Genomic DNA, 17,140 nt, shown 5'->3' with positions numbered 1-17,140 from the left:
CAAAGTCAAACATGAATTCAGATTCATAAGCAGCAACTGGAATGCCCCCAGAACCCGCGAACCGGGCACACGGAGAATTCCGTGCACCCGGTCCGCCCAGCCCCTCAGACTCCCGAGCGCACCGTCTCCCGCATGCGCTTCAGCTCGACCCGCGCGATCGTCCGCTTGTGAACCTCGTCGGGGCCGTCGGCCAGGCGCAAGGTCCTCTGGTGGGCGTAGAAGCTCGCCAGCGGGAAGTCGTCCGTCACTCCACCGCCGCCGTGCACCTGGATCGCCCGATCGATCACCTCGAGCGCCACCTCGGGCGCGGCGACCTTGATCGCCGCGATCTCCGTGCGCGCCTTCTGGTTGCCGACCGTGTCCATGAGCCAGGCCGTCTTCAGGGTCAGCAGCCGGATCATCTCGATGTCGATGCGGGCCTCCGCGATCCAGTCCTGGATGTTCGACCGGTTGGCGACCGGCTCACCGAAGGTCACCCGATCCTGCGCGCGGCTGATCATGAGGTCGAGCGCTCGCTCTGCCATGCCGATGGACCGCATGCAGTGATGGATGCGGCCCGGCCCGAGTCGCGCCTGGCTGATCATGAACCCGTCGCCCTCCCCCGCGAGGAGTGCGCTCTTCGGCACGCGGACGTTCTCGAAGAGGATCTCCGCGTGACCCTCGCGGTCCATGTAGCCGAACACCGGGAGCCCCCGGACGATCGTGACGCCGGGCGTGTCCAGAGGCACCACCATCATCGACTGCTGGCGATGCTTCTCGGCGTCCACGTTCGTCTTGCCCATGACGATCAGGACCTTGCAGTTCGCATGGAGCGCGTTGGAGGCGAACCACTTCCGTCCGTTCAGCACGTACTCGTCACCGTCGGCGTCCATCCGCAGCTGCACGTTGGTCGCGTCGGAGCTGGCGACCGCCGGCTCCGTCATCGCGAAGGCCGACGCGATCTCACCGGCCAGCAGTGGCTTGAGCCACTTCTCTTGATGCTCCTCGGTGCCGAAGAGCTGCAGCACCTCCATGTTGCCCGTGTCCGGTGCGTTGCAGTTCGTGGCCTCGGGCGCCAGGTAGGGACTGCGGCCCATGATCTCGGCGAGGGGCGCGTAGTCGAGGTTGCTCAGGCCGGGGGAGCCCCACTCCTCGCTCTCGTGAGGATGGAAGAGGTTCCACAGCCCGCGCTTCCGAGCCTCGTTCTTCAGCTCCTCGAGGATCGGCGGGTGGAAGTTCGCATCCCCGGACTCCGCCATCTGGGCGGCGTAGATCCCCTCGGCCGGGTAGATGTGCTCGTCCATGAAGGAGACGAGCTTCTCCTGGTACTCCTTGCATCGGTCAGACAGTTCGAACTGCATCTCTAGCTCCTTGTGTGGTGGTCCTGGATCGGCGGCGACAAGAGGTCCTCGAGGCCGCGTCGTGTTCGGGTGGCATCGGTGTGGAGGATCCCGGCGATGCCGATGCGGGCTGCTCCGTCGAGGTTGTGCCGAAGGTCGTCGACCATGACGGCATCCGTGGGCTCGACCTGGAGCCGCTCGCAGGCGATCTCGTAGATGCGCCGCGAGGGCTTCCTGATCCCCACCTCCGACGAGACCACGATCTCGTCGAAGAGTGCCGGGAGGTCATAGCCCGCGTAGCAGTCGCGGCCGAGGGCGTTGGACACCAGCGCGACCGGGCGTCCTTGCGCTCGCAGCTCCGCGACGAGGTCCAACATGGCGGAATCGGGACGCAGGAACGCCTGGAGCCGGTCGACGAGCCCGACCGGGGAGACGGTCACGCCGCGCTGGGCGAGGCTCGCGGCGTAGCCCTCCTCGAACTCCTCCTGCTCGATGGCGCCCTCCTCATGCTTCACGAGCAGGGCAGAGGCGCGTGGATCCGTGGCCAGCACGTGCAGCGGCAGCTCGGGCGCGGTCCCCCAGGACCGTCCCAGCTCGGCGAAGGCCTCCACCAGGCTGCTCGTCAGCACACCGCCGAAGTCGACCAGCACCACGGATCGCTGTCCGTTCATGAGAGCGAGGCCTGGTAGCGGCGCATGCTCGAGAGCCAACGGTCGTAGTCCGCGCTCTTGCGCCGCCAGAATGTCAGCACCTCAGGGTGCGGGAGCACGAGAAAGGTCTCCGACTCGATCGCGGCCATGACCGCATCGGCCACCTCGAGGGGCTCGAGGACTCCCCCGGCATCCGTGACGGCCTGGACCGCCCGCCGGGCGACGGGGTCGTCGAGATCGGCGCCCCCGGTCAGCATGTCGGTGTTGACGCCCATCGGGCACAGGCAGCTCACCAGGATGCCCTGGTCCCCGTACGTGATGGCCAACCACTCGGCGAACGCCACTGCGGCGTGCTTGGTGACCGAGTAGCTCGGCGAACCGATCTGTGTGAGCAGGCCCGCCGCCGAGGCCGTCGTGACGAACTGACCCCGACCCCGTTCCAGCCAGGTCGGGACGAGGAGCCGAGCTGCACGGACGTGCGCGAGGACGTTGACGTCGATGATGCGCTGCCATGAGTCGTCGTCGGTCTCCAGGCCGATGCCTCCCCCGATGCCAGCATTGGCGGCATAGACGTCGACCGGTCCGAAACGTCGCTCCGCGAGGTCGACGAGAGCCCGGATCCCGTCAGTCTCGGAGACGTCGACGGCGAGCCCGACGGCCGAGCCCGGGACGAGATCGCAGAGCTCGTGCGCCGTCGACTCGACCTTGTCCGCATGGAGGTCTGCGACGACGACGCGCGCACCGTTCTCCACGAGGCGCCGGCCCAGCGCTGCGCCGATGCCTCCGCCCGCCCCCGTGACGACCGCGACGGCGCCCGAGACCTTCACGCTCGCGCTCCTGCGTCGTGCCAGCCCGTCGCGAACGTGGGGGCTTCCTTGCGCACGAAGGCACGCACGGCATCGAGGTGCTCCTGCGTCGTGCCGGTCGCCTTGTGCAGGGGCACCTCGGCGTCCATGGAGGCCTCGAGGCTCTCGAACGGTGCTCGCAACAGGTTCTGCTTCATGCCGGCGAGCGCCTGGGACGGACCGGCAGCCAGCCGCCGAGCGAGGTCGTGCGTGGCGGGCAGCAGCTCGTCCTCGGCCACCAGCTGGTTGATCAGTCCGAGTGCGAGGCACTCCTGCGCTCGCGCCTTGGTCCCGAGGAAGAGCAGCTCTCGAGCCTTCGCTGGTCCCACCAGGCGCTCGAGCAGCCAGGCGACCCCGAAGTCTCCTGACAGCCCAACTGCACCGAAGGCGGTCGCCATGACGGTGCGCTCCGAGCCGATCCGCAGGTCGGCCGCCAGCGCGAGCCCGAGCCCCGCGCCGGCTGCTGCACCGGGGAGCGCGGCGACGACGGGCTTGACGCACCGATGGATCCGTCCGACCGTCTCGCGTTGGTGGAGGCGCTGCTGCTCGACGAGCGCCGGATCGACCTGATCTGCACCACCCCCCTCTCCGCCCTGCTGGTCGAAGACCTGGACGTCTCCCCCTGAGCAGAAGGCGCCGCCTGCTCCGGTGATGACGATGACGCCGACCTCGCGCGAGGCCTCCATCTCGGTCATGGCTCGGGTCACTCCCGAGATCATTGCCTGCGACAAGGCGTTGCGACGCTCCGGCCGGTTGAGGGTGATGGTGCCGACGCCGTCCTCGACGTGGGCGAGGACGTCCTCGTGCACCGCTTCGCTCACGACGCCACCTCGAAGAGACCGGCAGCTCCCATGCCGCCGCCGACGCACATGGAGATCACCACGAAGCGGACACCGCGTCGACGGCCCTCGATGAGCGCGTGGCCCACGAGACGGGCCCCGGTCATGCCGTAGGGGTGTCCGACCGAGATCGCCCCACCGTCGACGTTGAAACGGTCAGGGTCGATGCCGAGCTCGTCGCGACAGTGGACGGCCTGCGAGGCGAAGGCCTCGTTCAGCTCCCACAGACCGATGTCGTCGACGGAGAGGTCGTGCTCCTTGAGCAGGCGCGGTATCGCCAGCACGGGGCCGATGCCCATCTCGTCGGGACGGCAACCCGCGACGGCCATCCCCTTGTAGCTGCCGAGGACGTCCAGTCCGCGGTCGCGGGCGTGCTCGGCCTCCATCAGGACGCTCGCCGACGCGCCGTCGGAGAGCTGGGAGGCGTTGCCGGCCGTGACACTCGCAGCCTCGGTCACCTCGCCGTTGCCGAGAACGGTCCGCAAGCCGCTCAGGCTCTCCAACGTCGTGGAGGGGCGATTGCCCTCGTCGATCTCGAGGGTGGTCATCCGCTCGGTCCGATCGCCGGTCGACTTGTCCACCACGACCTGCGAGCTCGCGAGCGGGACGATCTCTTCGTCGAAGCGACCGGCCGCCTGGGCTGCGGCGGTTCGTTCCTGCGAGAGCAGACTGAACTCGTCCTGTCGCTTCCGGGAGATGCCGTAGCGCTCTGCGACCAGCTCGGCCGTGTGAAGCATGGGCATGTAGATGTCGGGCTGGTGCTCGACGAGCCACGGCGCCTCGGCCCGGTACCCGTTCATGTGCTCGTTCTGAGCGAGGGAGATCGACTCCACCCCGCCACCGACCGCGACCTGCATGCCGTCGTGGACGATCTGCTTCGCGGCCGTCGCGATCGCCATCAGCCCGGAGGCGCACTGCCGGTCGACGGTCATGCCGGAGACGGAGGTGGACAACCCTGCCCGCAGCGCCGCCTGTCGAGCGATGTTGAACCCGCTGGTGCCCTGCTGGATGGCGGCGCCGAGCACGACGTCCTCCACCTCCGAGCCGTCGATCCCGGCGCGGCGCACCGCGTGATCCACGACGTGTCCGGCCAGGTCCTGCGCCTGGGTGTCGTTGAAGGCACCTCGGTACGCCTTGCCGATCGGGGTACGGGCTGTCGAGACGACGGCGGCCACTCTCACGGTGATTCCTCTCGCGCGTCGAAGCGACGCTAATCTGAATCTAAATTCAGATTCAAGTTACGTCCTCTGTCGATTCGACGTCAAGACGCGACTTCAATTGAATCTGACGTCGGATTCGTTTATCGTCGCGTCACGTCCGCCGACCCCGGTGCGCGATCATCCCTGGAAGGTCGTCTCGTCGATGACAACGCCCGCAACCAGGACGCTCGACCGGGAGCGTCGTCCCAGTCGGCTGCTCGTCCCCGCCCTCGCGCTCACCGTGATGGTGACGGCCGTGCTCCAGACGGTGGTGGTCCCGATCCTCGGCGTCATCGAGCAGGAGCTCCAAGCCTCGCGGGCCGCCGTGGGGTGGGCCGTCACCGTGAACCTCCTCGCCGCCGCGGTCTTGACCCCTCTGCTCAGCCGCATCGGCGACCTCCACGGTCGACGTCGCGTCCTCATCGGCATCCTCACCACCCTCTGCCTCGGTTCGCTTCTCGCGGCGGTCACGACCTCGCTGCCACTGCTCCTCGTGGCGCGTGCCCTTCAGGGGGCGGCCTTCGGACTCTTTCCGCTGTCGATCGGGGTGCTGCGCGACACCATCCCGGCCGATCGCCTCACGACCGCCATGGCGGTCGTGAGCGGAACCATCGGATTCGGGGGCGGCATCGGGCTGGTGCTCACCGGCCTGCTGACCGGTGGGGGCGGCGACTACCACCGCGTCTTCTGGCTCTCCCTCGCCGTGTGCGCGATCGCCCTGGCTCTCGTGGTCCTCACCGTGCCGCCCGACGGACCGCGCGAGGACGGACGCGTCGACTGGGCCGGCGGCCTGCTGCTTGGGACGGCACTGGTCCTCCTGCTCCTGCCCATCTCCCAGGGCCTCGATTGGGGCTGGGCGTCGCTGCCGACGGTCTCGTGCGTCGGCGCCGCCGTCGGCGTCCTCGTGCTGTGGACCCTCGTCGAACGTCGGGTGCGCGAGCCGCTCGTGGCCTTGACCGTCTTGGCCAACCGCGTCCTCGCCACCACACACCTGGCCGGCCTCGTCATCGGCTTCTCCATGTTCGTGGCCTTCCTCGGCATCTCCGCCTTCGTCCAGGTTCCGACCTCCCAGGGGTACGGATTCTCGGCCACGGTCCTCGAGACCAGCTGCCTCTACCTCCTGCCGGCCGCCCTCATCGGGGTGGCGTCGGCACCTGTCGGCGGCCGACTCGTTCGACGATTCGACGCACGAGCGGTCCTCGCCCTGTCCTCGCTCGTCGGCGCAGGCGGGTTCCTCTTCATGGCGATCGCGCGCGACCACCCATGGCAGCTGGTGCTCGGCGGCGTTCTCACGAACGGGGCCGTCACCATGGGGTTCGCCACGCTGCCCGCCCTTGTGGTCTCCCAGGTCCGTGCGGACCAGACGAGCGTGGCCACGGGCGTCAACTCGATCGCGCGATCCTTCGGCAGCGCACTCGGCAGCGCGTTGGTCGTGGCGCTGCTGAGCACCGGCGGCTCTGGAGCGGGATCGCCCCCCGACGAGAAGATGTTCGTCATCTCCTTCCTCGTCGGAGGCGGCTTGCTGACGTTCTGCGCGCTGTTCGTCGCCGTCGGACTCCCCAGGCACGCGGAGCCCGTGGTCGACGTAGCGCAAGGAGACGAGGAAGCCGCGGTCTCCCTGGCGACGGAGTGGGCACTTCCTGCCGACCATCCCCGCTGCCGTCGACGCAGCGAGGGCACCGCGAGCCCAGGTCCAACCTGAGCCCGGCAGCCACCGCAGTGGATCAGGCTGGCAGGTCGACCAGCTCAGCGAGCCTGGCGCGATGGCGCCCTGGGACACCGAAGGCGATCTGGTCGGCCTTGGCGCGCTTGAGGTACAGATGGGCCGGGTGCTCCCACGTCATGCCCAGTCCGCCATGCAGCTGCACCGCCTCCTCCGCCACGTGCACGGCGACGTCGGAGCAGTAGGCCTCGGCCACGGCGATGGCCACCGGCAAGTCATCGCTCGACGTGGCGAGGCAGTCTGCTGCGTACCGAGCGACCGCAGCCATGTGCCCGACCTCGAGGAAGACATCCGCCATCCGGTGCTTGACTGCCTGGTAGGAGCCGATCAGTCGGCCGAACTGGCGCCGCTCCTTGAGGTAGGCCGTCGTGGTCTCGAAGCACCACCTCGCGACACCGAGCTGCTCCGAGGCGAGCAGCGCAGCGCCGGCGTCGAGCGCGCGATCGACGGCTGCGATCGCGTCACGGCCCGAGACGATCGGACGACCCGGCGCACCGTCGATCGCGATGTCGGCGACCGCGCGGCTCATGTCGAGCGAGACGACGGAATCGACCCGGACGTCGCGGGCCTCCACGAGGAACAGCGAGAGCTCTCCGTCGGGCCCCACAGCGGGCAACAGCAGGTGGTCGGCCCAGCCGGCGTCCGCGACGTTGCGCACCGATCCCCGCAGGACCCCGTCGCGCGCGACGACCTCCGAGCTCCACGACGAGGAGTCGGAGTCCAGGGGCAGCGCAAGGACGGTGACGACCTCCCCCGCCGCCATGCGCGAGACCGTGGCCTCCTCGCCGGCGGCGAGCAGACACGTCGTCGCCACCACCGAGCTCGTGAGGAACGGCACGGGCGCCACCGAGCGCCCCAGCTCCTCGAGCACCACGGCAGCCTCCCGCGCCGTGGCTCCAGCCCCGCCCAGCACCTCGGGCACCAGCAGGCCGCTCAGACCGAGACCCGAGGAGAGCGAGCGCCACAGCGGTCGGAAGTCGACGGCCTCGTCGTAGGAGCGCGCCACGTCGTGCGAGCTCAACCGAGCGGCCAGGAGATCTCGAACGCTCGAGCGCAGGGATTCCTCGACGTCGGAGTAGAGCAGGTCGGCGGTCATCGCGGGAGCTCCTTCCAAGGCACGGTGGTGTCGACACGGTGCTCGCCCGGAAGGCCCAGCACGCGTTCGGCGATGACGTTGCGGAGGATCTCGGAGGTACCGCCCTCGATCGAGTTCCCCTTCGCCCTCAGGTAGCGGTAGCCGGTGTCGCGACCTGTCATGGACACGCCCGCGGGACGGCGCATCGTCCAGTCGTCGAACCGCAGTCCGTCCCCGGCCTCGAGCTCCACGCCGAGCCCGCTGATCGCCTGCGCCTGGGTGGCGAAGGCCAGCTTGAGCGTCGCCCCCTCCGGCCCCGGCTGGCCGACCGCAAGCTGTTGACGCAGACGCTCGGCAGTCAGTCGGGTCGCCTCGGCGTCGACCCAGTGACGCAGGAGCGCATCGTGTGAGGCGGCATTCCGAAGGTGGGGTGCCTCGCGCCAGCGGTCGGCGAGCACACCGATCTGTCCGTCCTCGCGCCGGGATGCGTGGCCGCCGATCGCGACGCGCTCGTTGTTGAGCGTCACGTTGGCGACCTTCCAGCCCTCCCCCTCGACGCCAAGGCGGTCTTCGTCGGGAATCACGACGTCGGTCAGGAACACCTCGTTGAACTCGGCCTCTCCCGTGATCTGACGGAGGGGCCGCACGTCGACCCCCTGCACCCGCATGTCACACAGGAAGTAGGTGAGCCCGGCGTGCTTCGGGACGTCGGGATCGGTCCTCGCCACCAGGATCGCGAAGTCGGCGTTGTGCGCACCGGACGTCCACACCTTCTGACCGTTGACCACCCAGGAATCCCCGTCCCGGACCGCCCGGGTCGCCACTGCGGCCAGGTCCGACCCGGCCCCCGGCTCGCTGAACAGCTGACACCAGACGACGTCGCCCGTGAAGGTCGCACGGAGGAAGCGCTGCTTCTGCTCTTCGGTCCCGAACGCCGCGATCGTCGGTGCGGCCATCCCGAGCCCGATGCCGTTCGCGCCGTCGGGGTCCGGTACCGGCGCGCCGGCCGCGGCAAGTCGAGCCTCCACCACTGCTTGGTCGGCGTGCGACGCCTCCAGACCACCGCAGCCCAGCGGGAACGACACCCACGCGAGCCCAGCATCGAACCGAGCCGCCAGGAAGTCCGCCGGGTCGGTCTCGCTGGGCGGGAACTCGGCCAGCAGACGATTCACCGCCTCGTCCAGGACCTCGCGCAAGGCTTGCTCCATGACCACGCTCCTTGACATTAGCTGAACTTGGCGTCACGTTCATGTGCGCAGGCTAACGGCCCCGTCATGGCGCGTCAATCGGCTTCGCTTCCAGCCGTGTCTCCGCCGGTTCGCGCGAGTGTCGATAGGGTTCGTCGGTGACCTGGTTGCCGTTCGTGGACCGCGACGTGCGCGACATGGTCCGCGACGGCCTCTCCGGTCCGATCGGTTCCCCGGGCAGCGGGTCGCGGGAGGAGGCTGGGGTCGTCACCAGCATGCTTCGCATGGAGGCCGCGACGGTCGTGGACGGGCGGTTGCTCGCGAACGTGCTGCTGTTCGTGGCCGTGGGCGGCTTCCTGATCGGCACCGGCATCCAGTCCGGCGGCGGGCAGCCCGACATCGGCCCCCCGCTCGTCGGCGTGGGTCTGGCGCTCGTGGTGCTGATGGGCGGCCTGGGGCTGCTCGCCCTGCGGTCCAGCCGGCTCGTCCATGTCGCGATGCTGCGGTGGGCCGAGCTCGCCGGTCGACTCGAGCCGACGGGCTCGTGGCGGCTGGCCGCCCGTCACGACCCGGTGTGGGTCGTGGTCGTGCCGGCCGTCCTCCTCCTGACCGCGGTGCCGGCGTGGTTCCTGACGATCAGCTCCGTCCTCGCGGGCGAGCTCGCGCTCGTGCCGTTCTTCGTGATCGTCGCCGTCCTCACGACCGTCACGGGCGTCTCCACCAGTCGAGGAGCGCGAGCCTGCACCCGGATCCTGCGCGAGCTGGACGACGAGGACTGGTCGCGCTGATCCACCTGAGCCGGCCGGGGTGGCCCGTCGACCGACGTGGGTGAGAATGGGCTCATGGCCTCCGTGCGCACGCCCGACCCGAACCCTGGCTGGCTCTCCGACATCGCGCTGGAGGAGACCCGTTCGCGGGTGCCGATCCTCTACGTGGAGGGCATCCCGGTGCGCGTCGACGGTGCCGGCAACGTCGAGCACGTGGGCCTGCTCCTGCGCGGCTCCCCCACCACCGGCGCCATGAACCGCACGTTCGTCTCCGGCCGGGTGATGCACGGCGAGTCCGTGCGCGACGCGCTCATGCGCAACCTGGAGAAGGACCTCGGCCCCACGGCGTTTCCGCAGCTGCCCACGAGCATCACGCCGTTCACCGTCGCCGAGTACTTCCCGCTGCCGGGCGTCACGCCGCTGCACGACCCGCGCCAGCACGCCGTCGCCCTCGTCTACGTCGTCCCGGTGACGGGTGACTGCAACCCGCGCCAGGACGCGCTCGAGCTCACGTGGATGACACCCGCCGACGCCGCCTCCGACGCGGTCCTCGGCGAGCTCGAGGGTGGTCGCGGGAGCCTGCTGCGCCAGGCGTTGGCGCACCTCGGCGTCCTGGCCTGACCCCGTGCGCACCGCTGACCCCAACCGGTGGGGCCAGCTGGTCGTCGGTCGACCTGGGCATCGTCGGCGTCTGAGACAGGCCCGACGGCTCACCGTCGTCGGACGTCTCCCGGGGCGCTGCCGTAGGCCGTCTTGAACGCGGCGTTGAAGGCGCTGATGGAGCCGAAGCCGGAGGCGTACGCGACGTCGGCCACCCCGAGGTGATCGAGCGCCGGATCCTCCAGGCGCGCTCTCGCCCGCTCGAGTCGCGCCTCGCGGATCATGGCCGATGGCGTCGTCCCGGCCTTCTGGGCGACGGTCTGCACCAGGCGCAATGACCAGCCCATCCGCTCGGCGAGGCTGGCCGGGGTCAGTCCGGGATCGTCGGACTGCTCACGGACGACGTCCCCGGCGGACCGCGCCACCGGGTGCACGGGATCGGCGGAGGCGACGAAGGAGCGCACCAGCAGGTCGGCCAACGACTCCGCCGCGGCGCCGAACTCCTCCGCGGAGAGGGCGGCCCGCTTGACGGCCACCTGCCTCAGCACCGCAGCGGTCACCGAGCCCAGCCCGGCCCGCAGGTCGAGGACGTTCGGCACCCGAGGGTCGTGCGGCCAAGTCCACCGTGACACCGGGATGCTGACCACCCAGGCCCGGGCACCCCTGCCGTGGGAGATGGAGAAAGGGGCCGCCATCGACACCATCGCCGCGGCCCCGGGGGCAAGGACGACCCGCTGGTCGGCGGCCTCGACCCGGAAGCGACCCGCCCGTGGCACCAGCACCCTCAACGTGACGTCCCCGTCACGACGCGCGGCGGACGGACGACGCTCGTAGGTGATGGCGTCGGAGGTGAACTCCACCAGTTGCAGGGCTCGCGAGCGCTGCACGGTCGTGGCGCCGTGGAAGTCGTTCGGATCGTGGTCGACCAGCTCCAGCCCACCGTGGTTGTCGCGGACGTGCTCGCGCCACCGGTCGAAGCGCTCGCGCACCGCGAGCCGGGACGTGTCGACGCCCGCGACCTGGCTGCCATCCATGGGCCACCACTCCTCACAGCCGGGCCGGCGTGCGCGTCGGCGGCACCGTCGTGCGCGTCCGCGGTCGCCTCGGGGGCGGCGGTCGGCCTACGTTCCAGACCATAACGTGTCGCCCGTCACACCTCGGGCCCGAACCTGGAGGAAATCATGTCCCACGACCTCGCCACCGCGGATGTCCGCGGCACCACTCTCGCGTTCACCGACCAAGGCCCCCGCGACGGCGTTGCCGTCGTCCTGAGCCACTCCCTGTTCTTCGACCACACGATGTTCGAGCCCCTGACCGAGCGGCTCGTCGAGGCCGGGTACCGGGTGGTTGCCTACGACCACCGCGGCCAGGGTGGCAGCGCGGCGGCGAGCCGCGATCAGGTCAGCATGGACGAGCTCACCGAGGACGCCGCCGCACTCATCCAGCACCTCGACCTCGGCAAGGTGCACGCCGTCGGGAACTCGATGGGCGGCTTCATCTCTCTGCGACTGGCCGCCCGACGTCCCGACCTCCTGCTGTCGGCCGTCGCGCTCGGCTCCTCGGCCGAGGAGGAGCACCAGCTCGAGGCCTTCGCGCCGCTCGTCGACCTGCTCGGCGAGGTCGGCGGTGCACCCGTGGTCGACACGCTGCTGCACATCATGTTCGGCGACGCCACGCTCGCGGCCGGTGGTCCGGTCGTGGACCACTGGCGCGCCTCCATGGCCGACCTCGGTCCCGAGATCGCCGACAGCGCGTACCAGGTCATTCACCGCCGCAGCATCGTCGACGAGCTCGCCGGGTGTGCCGTGCCCGTGCTGGCCATCTCCGGATCGGAGGACCACGCCTACCCGCCACCGATCTCCGACGAGAACATCGCGCAGACGACCGGCGGCTCGTGGCACCGGGTGCAGGCCGCCGGGCACTCCGTCGCCCTCGAGCAGTCCGGCGAGGTGGCCGACCTGCTGCTCGAGCACCTCGCGGGCTGACCTGACCGACCCGGCTCCCACCAGCGTGGCGAGCGGCCGCGGTGCGAGCCCACCGGGACGGAGATCGGGGGCCCGCGCCCGAGGTCCGTCGGCCGCGGGAGCACGATGGTGCCGTGCGCACCGCCGATCCGAACCGCTGGGGCCAGCTGGTCGTCGGCATGGTCGGGCAGGGCGCTGGCACGGTGTTCGCGAACGCTGCCGCCTTCCTCATCCCCTACCTGCACCTCGTGGAGGGGGTCCCGCTCGCGCAGGCCGGGGCGCTGGCGTCGGCGCCGCTGCTGGGCACCACCGTCTCGCTCGTGCTGTGGGGGGTCGTCGTCGACCGTGTCGGTGAGCGCGCCAGCCTGACGCTGGGACTCGGCATCGTCACGGCGGCCGCCGTGGGCGCTGCATTCACCGACGGCTACATCGCCCTGGCGGCCATGTTCTTCCTCGGCGGAGTCGGCGTGGCGAGCACGAACTCCGCGAGCGGCCGCCTCGTCGTCGGGTGGTTCCCGCCGCATCGGCGCGGCACCGCGATGGGCATCCGCCAGACCGCGATGCCGCTCGGTGTGGGAGCGGCCGCGCTCGTCGTGCCGACGCTCGTCGAACGCACCGACCTGCGCACGACGATGCTCGTCGTGGCCGTCCTGTGCCTCGCCGGGACCCTGGCGTGCGCACTGGTCGTCGTCGACCCGCCGAGAGCACCGCGGGCGGAGGCCGCCGACCTCGGACAGCTCGTCAACCCGTACCGCGCGAGCACCGACCCCGAGCGTCGCCTCCTGCGCATCCACGTCTCGTCGGCGCTGCTGGTCGTGCCCCAGTTCACGGTGTGGACGTACATGCTCGTCTGGCTCGTCGACTCCCGCAGCTGGACCGCCGCGGCGGCCGGTGGCCTCGTCGCCGTCTCGCAGGTGCTCGGCGCTGCCGGGCGCATCGGGGCCGGCTGGTGGTCCGACGCCGTCGCCAGCCGGATGCGGCCGATGCGCACCATCGCCCTCGGTGCCGCGCTCTCGATGCTCGCCCTCGGTCTGCTGGAGAGCACCGTCCTCGGCATCGCGATCATGATCGTCGCGATGGTGGTCACCGTCGCCGACAACGGGCTCGCCTTCACGTCGGTGGCCGAGACCGGCGGACCGTACTGGTCCGGCAAGGCCCTCGGGGTGCAGAACACCGGTCAGTACCTCGTCAGCGCCGCGGTGCCGCCGGCCGTCGGCCTCCTCGTCGCGGCTCAGGGCTACGGCGTCGCCTTCGCCGTCGTCGGCCTCTTCCCCCTCCTCGCGGTCCCCCTCATCCCGACCCGTCCACCGACGGGCGACGGAGCAGCGCGTTACCCTACTGGTCAGTAGCCACGAGGTCCGGTGCCGTCACGCCACGCAGGTGTGGTCCGCCTTAGTACGCGACGAGATCGTCCGACGGTTACTGTCAGCCCTACTGTCACGGTTGTCGCCGAGAGATGAGGCCCCCATGCAGACCGTCGCGATCGTCGTCTCGTTGACGCTCACCGTCATCGCGATCCCCTACGTCGCCTACGCCGTCAGCAAGATGCTGAAGGTCATCCGCGTCGGCGGCCCGGCCACCGGCCGCACCGACCAGCCGGTCGCGCGCACCGTCACCATGCTCAAGGAGACGTTCCTCCACACGCGCATGCTGCAGTGGACGTACGTCGGCCTCATGCACTGGTTCGTCTACCTGGCGTTCGTCATCCTCGCCTCGGCCGTCCTGGCCGGCTACTTCCAACTGTTCGACCCGAGCTTCGTGCTCCCGATCATCGGGCACTTCTTCCTCTTCGAGTGGGTCTCCGAGGGCATCGGCCTGCTCGGCACCATCGGCATCATCGCGCTGATCATCGTCCGGCAGAAGAACCACCCCCGCGGCCTCGGTCGCCGCAGCCGCTTCTTCGGCTCGCGGTTCTGGCAGGCCTACTTCGTCGAGGCGTTCGTGCTCCTGGAGAGCGCTGCCATCCTCTTCATCCGCGGTGCCGAGTACCGCCTGCTGCTCCTCGAGGGCTCGGAGTACGGCAACCGGTTCCACTTCCCGATCGCCGGGTACGTGGGCGACCTCCTGTTCTCCGGCCTCGGCGAGCAGGGCCTGGAGAACGCGATCTTCGCGATCGCCATGATCAAGGTGAGCCTCGCGATGATCTGGCTGATGATCATCGCCTCCAACCTCACGATGGGCATCGCCTGGCACCGCTTCACCGCCTTCTTCAACATCTGGTTCAAGCGCGAGTCCGACGGCAGCACCGCACTCGGCGGCCTCGAGCCGATCCGCATCAACGGCAAGGCGCTCGACATGGAGGCGCTGGAGGACCTCGAGGAGGAGGACTTCGAGAAGCTGGGCGTCGGCAAGGTCGAGGACTTCTCCTGGAAGGGCATCCTCGACTTCACGACCTGCACCGAGTGCGGCCGCTGCCAGAGCCAGTGCCCCGCCTGGAACACCGAGAAGCCGCTGAGCCCCAAGCTGCTCGTCATGGGCCTGCGCGAGCACGCCTACGCCAAGGCCCCGCTGCTCGACGCCGACCCCGAGACCCTGACCGACGAGCAGAAGCGCGAGCTCGAGCGTCCCCTCATCGGCGACGAGGACCTCTTCGGCGTCATCGACCCCGACGTCCTGTGGTCGTGCACCAACTGCGGCGCCTGCGTCCAGCAGTGCCCCGTCGACATTGAGCACGTCGACCACATCGACGACATGCGCCGCTTCCAGGTGCTCGTCGAGTCGAACTTCCCCACCGAGCTCAACAACATCTTCAAGGGCCTGGAGCGCAAGGGGAACCCGTGGGGCATGAACCCCAAGCACCGCATGGACTGGGCCAAGGACCTCGACTTCGAGGTCAAGCAGGTCGGTGTCGACGTCGAGAGCCTCGACGAGGTCGAGTGGCTGTTCTGGGTCGGCTGCGCCGGCGCCTTCGAGGACCGCGCCAAGAAGACCACCCAGGCCGTCGCGGAGCTGCTGAACACCGCCGGCGTCGACTTCGCCGTCCTCGGTGACGGCGAGACCTGCACCGGCGACCCCGCCCGTCGCGCCGGCAACGAGATCGTGTTCATGCAGCTGGCCATGGAGAACGCCGAGGTGCTCAAGGAGACCAAGGCCAAGAAGGTCGTCTCCACCTGCGCCCACTGCTTCAACACCCTCAAGAACGAGTACGCCGAGTTCGGCATCGAGCTCGAGGTCGTGCACCACACGCAGCTGCTGAACCGCCTCGTGCGCGAGAAGAAGCTGACCCCCGTGGCTCCCGGCGCAGGGGCGGCGGAGACCGGCAAGACCATCACCTACCACGACCCGTGCTTCCTCGGCCGTCACAACAAGGTCTACGAGGCGCCCCGCGAGCTGCTCGAGGTCATCCCCGGCGCGACGTTCGCCGAGATGCCGCGCAACTCCGAGAAGTCCTTCTGCTGCGGCGCCGGCGGGGCGCGCATGTGGATGGAGGAGAACCTCGGGTCACGCATCAACGTCAACCGCACCGAGGAAGCCATCGCCACCGGTGCCGACCAGATCGCGGTCGGCTGCCCGTTCTGCCGAGTCATGCTGTCCGACGGCCTGACCGCCAAGCAGGACTCCGGCGAGGCACGAGAGGAGGTCGAGGTGCTCGACGTCGCCCAGATGTTGCTCGCCGCGGTCAAGCGTGATCCGTCCGAGGCCGCGGCCGACGTGGTCAAGGAGGCCGAGGCCGCCACCGCATCGGCCGTCGAGGCCGAGCCGAACGCGGCCGATCGCGCCAACCCGGACTCGATCTCCGACACCGCCGACGCCGGCCCGCCGGCCGACACCCACACCAAGCCGGAGGAGGTCACCGGCACGTCGGAGGAGGTCCCGAAGGACGACCCTGCCCCCACGTCGCAGGAGGCCGACGAGAAGGCCGCCGCCGAGCACGACGTGCCGCTGGCCGACTCCGGTGCCGCCAAGGAGGCCGTCGACGGCGGCGGGGCGAGCACCCAGGCGTCCCGTGAGGAGCTGGCGCCGGAGGCCGAGACCACCGATGCGGCCCCGGACGAGCCGGCCTCGGAGAAGGAGTCGTCGGCCTGGGACAACGTCGGTGCGGTCAACACCGACCTGCTGCCGGACTCGCCCGCGTCGAGTGCCGGTGACGGCGCCCCGACCCCCGATCCCGAGCCGGAGGAGGGCGACGTCACCGAGTCCGAGACCGAGGCCGTTCCCGCCTCCGACGACGGTCCGGGCTCCGGCGACGACGCCGACCCCCAGGAGGCGAGCCCCGCCGAGGAGCCCGCCCCCGCGCCGGCGCCCGCCCCCGAGACCGAGCCGGTCGAGGAGGACGCGCGCGAGGAGGAGTCCGGTGAGCAGCCGACGGCCTCGGCGACCCCCGTCGCCGGTGACGGCGAGATCGTCGCCGTCGAGGACGCGCCGACGACGGAGCCGACGTCGCCGGACTCCGCACCGCTGAGCGAAGCCAACCCGAGCGGCGCCGACGTCAGTGAGGCCGCGACCTCCCTCGGTCGCGACGACGAGACGGACACCGACGGGGGCTCGGCCAGGAGCTGAGTGGCACGAGTGAACGGACCCCGCCCGGCTGCTGCCGGGCGGGGTCCGTCGTCCTGGGCGTCCTGAGCGTGCGCTCGAGCCCTCGACCATGGCTTTCCGTGCGCTCCTCGGTGTCGTCACCCAGGTGGCGTGAGTGGCTCGCGGACGGATGCAGGATTCCCAGGACCTCCTGGGAACCCGACCTCGCGCGTCACGACGCCGGACCAGACCACGGCTCCCTGGCGCAGGACCTGGATTGCTTCCCTGGCGAAGCGTCAAAGAACCGGGCGCGGGTGACCGATTCCCAAGACCTCCTGGGAATCCTGCATCGTGCGCCACGACGCTGAACCAGACCACGGCTCTCTGGCGCAGGACCTGGATTGCTTCCCTGGCGAAGCGTCAAAGAACCGGGCGCGGGTGACCGATTCCCAAGACCTCCTGGGAATCCTGCATCGTGCGCCACGACGCTGAACCAGACCACGGCTCTCTGGCG

14 protein-coding genes are annotated in these 17,140 nt (G+C 70.0%); 6 read left to right on the top strand and 8 right to left on the bottom strand.

What is annotated here, in order from left to right; genetic code table 11:
- Window positions 1-104 precede the first annotated feature (104 nt).
- From ABD213_RS04850 to ABD213_RS04830, 5 genes are read right to left on the bottom strand one after another with little or no spacing between them, the layout of a single operon-like run.
- Window positions 105-1,340 carry an acyl-CoA dehydrogenase family protein gene (locus tag ABD213_RS04850; protein WP_344325171.1) on the bottom strand — a complete coding sequence of 412 codons (1,236 nt, stop codon included), beginning with the start codon at window positions 1,338-1,340 and terminating at the stop codon, window positions 105-107.
- A gap of 2 nt (window positions 1,341-1,342) precedes the next feature.
- A complete protein-coding gene (locus ABD213_RS04845) occupies window positions 1,343-1,990 on the bottom strand; it encodes an HAD family hydrolase (protein ID WP_344325169.1) in 648 nt (215 codons plus the stop codon).
- Window positions 1,987-2,796, bottom strand: a complete 810-nt coding sequence (locus ABD213_RS04840; RefSeq protein ID WP_344325166.1) for an SDR family oxidoreductase — start codon at window positions 2,794-2,796, stop codon at window positions 1,987-1,989. The genes ABD213_RS04845 and ABD213_RS04840 overlap by 4 nt, the downstream gene beginning before the upstream one ends.
- Window positions 2,793-3,635, bottom strand: a complete 843-nt coding sequence (locus ABD213_RS04835) for an enoyl-CoA hydratase-related protein (protein WP_344325164.1) — start codon at window positions 3,633-3,635, stop codon at window positions 2,793-2,795. Before ABD213_RS04835 ends, ABD213_RS04840 begins: the two co-directional genes overlap by 4 nt.
- Complete coding sequence (locus ABD213_RS04830; protein ID WP_344325161.1) at window positions 3,632-4,834, bottom strand: acetyl-CoA C-acyltransferase; 1,203 nt, start codon at window positions 4,832-4,834, stop codon at window positions 3,632-3,634. Before ABD213_RS04830 ends, ABD213_RS04835 begins: the two co-directional genes overlap by 4 nt.
- A gap of 181 nt (window positions 4,835-5,015) precedes the next feature.
- Between ABD213_RS04830 and ABD213_RS04825 the strand changes: the two genes are divergently transcribed.
- Window positions 5,016-6,554 (top strand): MFS transporter, encoded by a 1,539-nt coding sequence (locus ABD213_RS04825; protein WP_344325159.1) that lies wholly within the window; start codon window positions 5,016-5,018, stop codon window positions 6,552-6,554.
- 22 nt (window positions 6,555-6,576) lie between these two features.
- Here the strand turns inward: ABD213_RS04825 and ABD213_RS04820 are convergent, their stop codons facing one another.
- Entirely contained in the window at window positions 6,577-7,671 is a 1,095-nt protein-coding gene (locus tag ABD213_RS04820; RefSeq protein ID WP_344325156.1) for an acyl-CoA dehydrogenase family protein, read from the bottom strand.
- Window positions 7,668-8,858: an acyl-CoA dehydrogenase family protein gene (locus ABD213_RS04815; protein WP_344325154.1), complete on the bottom strand. Its 1,191-nt coding sequence runs from the start codon at window positions 8,856-8,858 to the stop codon at window positions 7,668-7,670. The genes ABD213_RS04820 and ABD213_RS04815 overlap by 4 nt, the downstream gene beginning before the upstream one ends.
- Before the next feature lie 137 nt (window positions 8,859-8,995).
- On the opposite strand from ABD213_RS04815, the gene ABD213_RS04810 reads away from it, so the two are divergent.
- Both ABD213_RS04810 and ABD213_RS04805 read left to right on the top strand, forming a co-directional pair.
- Window positions 8,996-9,625: a hypothetical protein gene (locus ABD213_RS04810; protein WP_344325152.1), complete on the top strand. Its 630-nt coding sequence runs from the start codon at window positions 8,996-8,998 to the stop codon at window positions 9,623-9,625.
- 54 nt (window positions 9,626-9,679) lie between these two features.
- Window positions 9,680-10,225, top strand: a complete 546-nt coding sequence (locus ABD213_RS04805) for an NUDIX hydrolase family protein (protein WP_344325150.1) — start codon at window positions 9,680-9,682, stop codon at window positions 10,223-10,225.
- Between the two features lie 89 nt (window positions 10,226-10,314).
- Here the strand turns inward: ABD213_RS04805 and ABD213_RS04800 are convergent, their stop codons facing one another.
- The gene (locus ABD213_RS04800) at window positions 10,315-11,238 is read right to left on the bottom strand and encodes a helix-turn-helix domain-containing protein (protein WP_344325148.1); all 924 of its coding nucleotides are present in this window, start codon (window positions 11,236-11,238) and stop codon (window positions 10,315-10,317) included.
- 147 nt (window positions 11,239-11,385) lie between these two features.
- Here ABD213_RS04800 and ABD213_RS04795 point away from each other — a divergent pair, with 147 nt between their 5' ends.
- The 3 genes from ABD213_RS04795 (at window position 11,386) to ABD213_RS04785 (ending at window position 16,668) form a co-directional block, all read left to right on the top strand.
- On the top strand, window positions 11,386-12,189 hold the full coding sequence (locus ABD213_RS04795) for an alpha/beta fold hydrolase (RefSeq protein WP_344325145.1): 804 nt from the start codon (window positions 11,386-11,388) through the stop codon (window positions 12,187-12,189).
- A gap of 113 nt (window positions 12,190-12,302) precedes the next feature.
- Window positions 12,303-13,517, top strand: coding sequence for an MFS transporter (locus tag ABD213_RS04790; protein WP_344325143.1), 1,215 nt, complete (start codon window positions 12,303-12,305; stop codon window positions 13,515-13,517).
- 118 nt (window positions 13,518-13,635) lie between these two features.
- Entirely contained in the window at window positions 13,636-16,668 is a 3,033-nt protein-coding gene (locus ABD213_RS04785; RefSeq protein WP_344325140.1) for a heterodisulfide reductase-related iron-sulfur binding cluster, read from the top strand.
- The last annotated feature ends 472 nt before the right edge of the window (window positions 16,669-17,140 follow it).

It is taken from the genome of Aeromicrobium halocynthiae (assembly GCF_039531385.1).
GTDB lineage: Bacteria > Actinomycetota > Actinomycetes > Propionibacteriales > Nocardioidaceae > Aeromicrobium > Aeromicrobium halocynthiae.
Note: the sequence above shows the minus strand (reverse complement) of the source record. Positions and strands in the feature narration are given on the sequence as shown.

Excerpts from the sequence above, each read along its gene's own strand:
- ABD213_RS04785 (WP_344325140.1), top strand. The coding sequence starts at position 13,636 with ATGCAGACCGTCGCGATCGTCGTCTCGTTGACGCTCACCGTCATCGCG.
- ABD213_RS04820 (WP_344325156.1), bottom strand. The coding sequence starts at position 7,671 with ATGACCGCCGACCTGCTCTACTCCGACGTCGAGGAATCCCTGCGCTCG.
- ABD213_RS04850 (WP_344325171.1), bottom strand. The coding sequence starts at position 1,340 with ATGCAGTTCGAACTGTCTGACCGATGCAAGGAGTACCAGGAGAAGCTC.
- ABD213_RS04795 (WP_344325145.1), top strand. The coding sequence starts at position 11,386 with ATGTCCCACGACCTCGCCACCGCGGATGTCCGCGGCACCACTCTCGCG.
- ABD213_RS04805 (WP_344325150.1), top strand. The coding sequence starts at position 9,680 with ATGGCCTCCGTGCGCACGCCCGACCCGAACCCTGGCTGGCTCTCCGAC.
- ABD213_RS04825 (WP_344325159.1), top strand. The coding sequence starts at position 5,016 with ATGACAACGCCCGCAACCAGGACGCTCGACCGGGAGCGTCGTCCCAGT.
- ABD213_RS04845 (WP_344325169.1), bottom strand. The coding sequence starts at position 1,990 with ATGAACGGACAGCGATCCGTGGTGCTGGTCGACTTCGGCGGTGTGCTG.
- ABD213_RS04815 (WP_344325154.1), bottom strand. The coding sequence starts at position 8,858 with ATGGAGCAAGCCTTGCGCGAGGTCCTGGACGAGGCGGTGAATCGTCTG.
- ABD213_RS04800 (WP_344325148.1), bottom strand. The coding sequence starts at position 11,238 with ATGGATGGCAGCCAGGTCGCGGGCGTCGACACGTCCCGGCTCGCGGTG.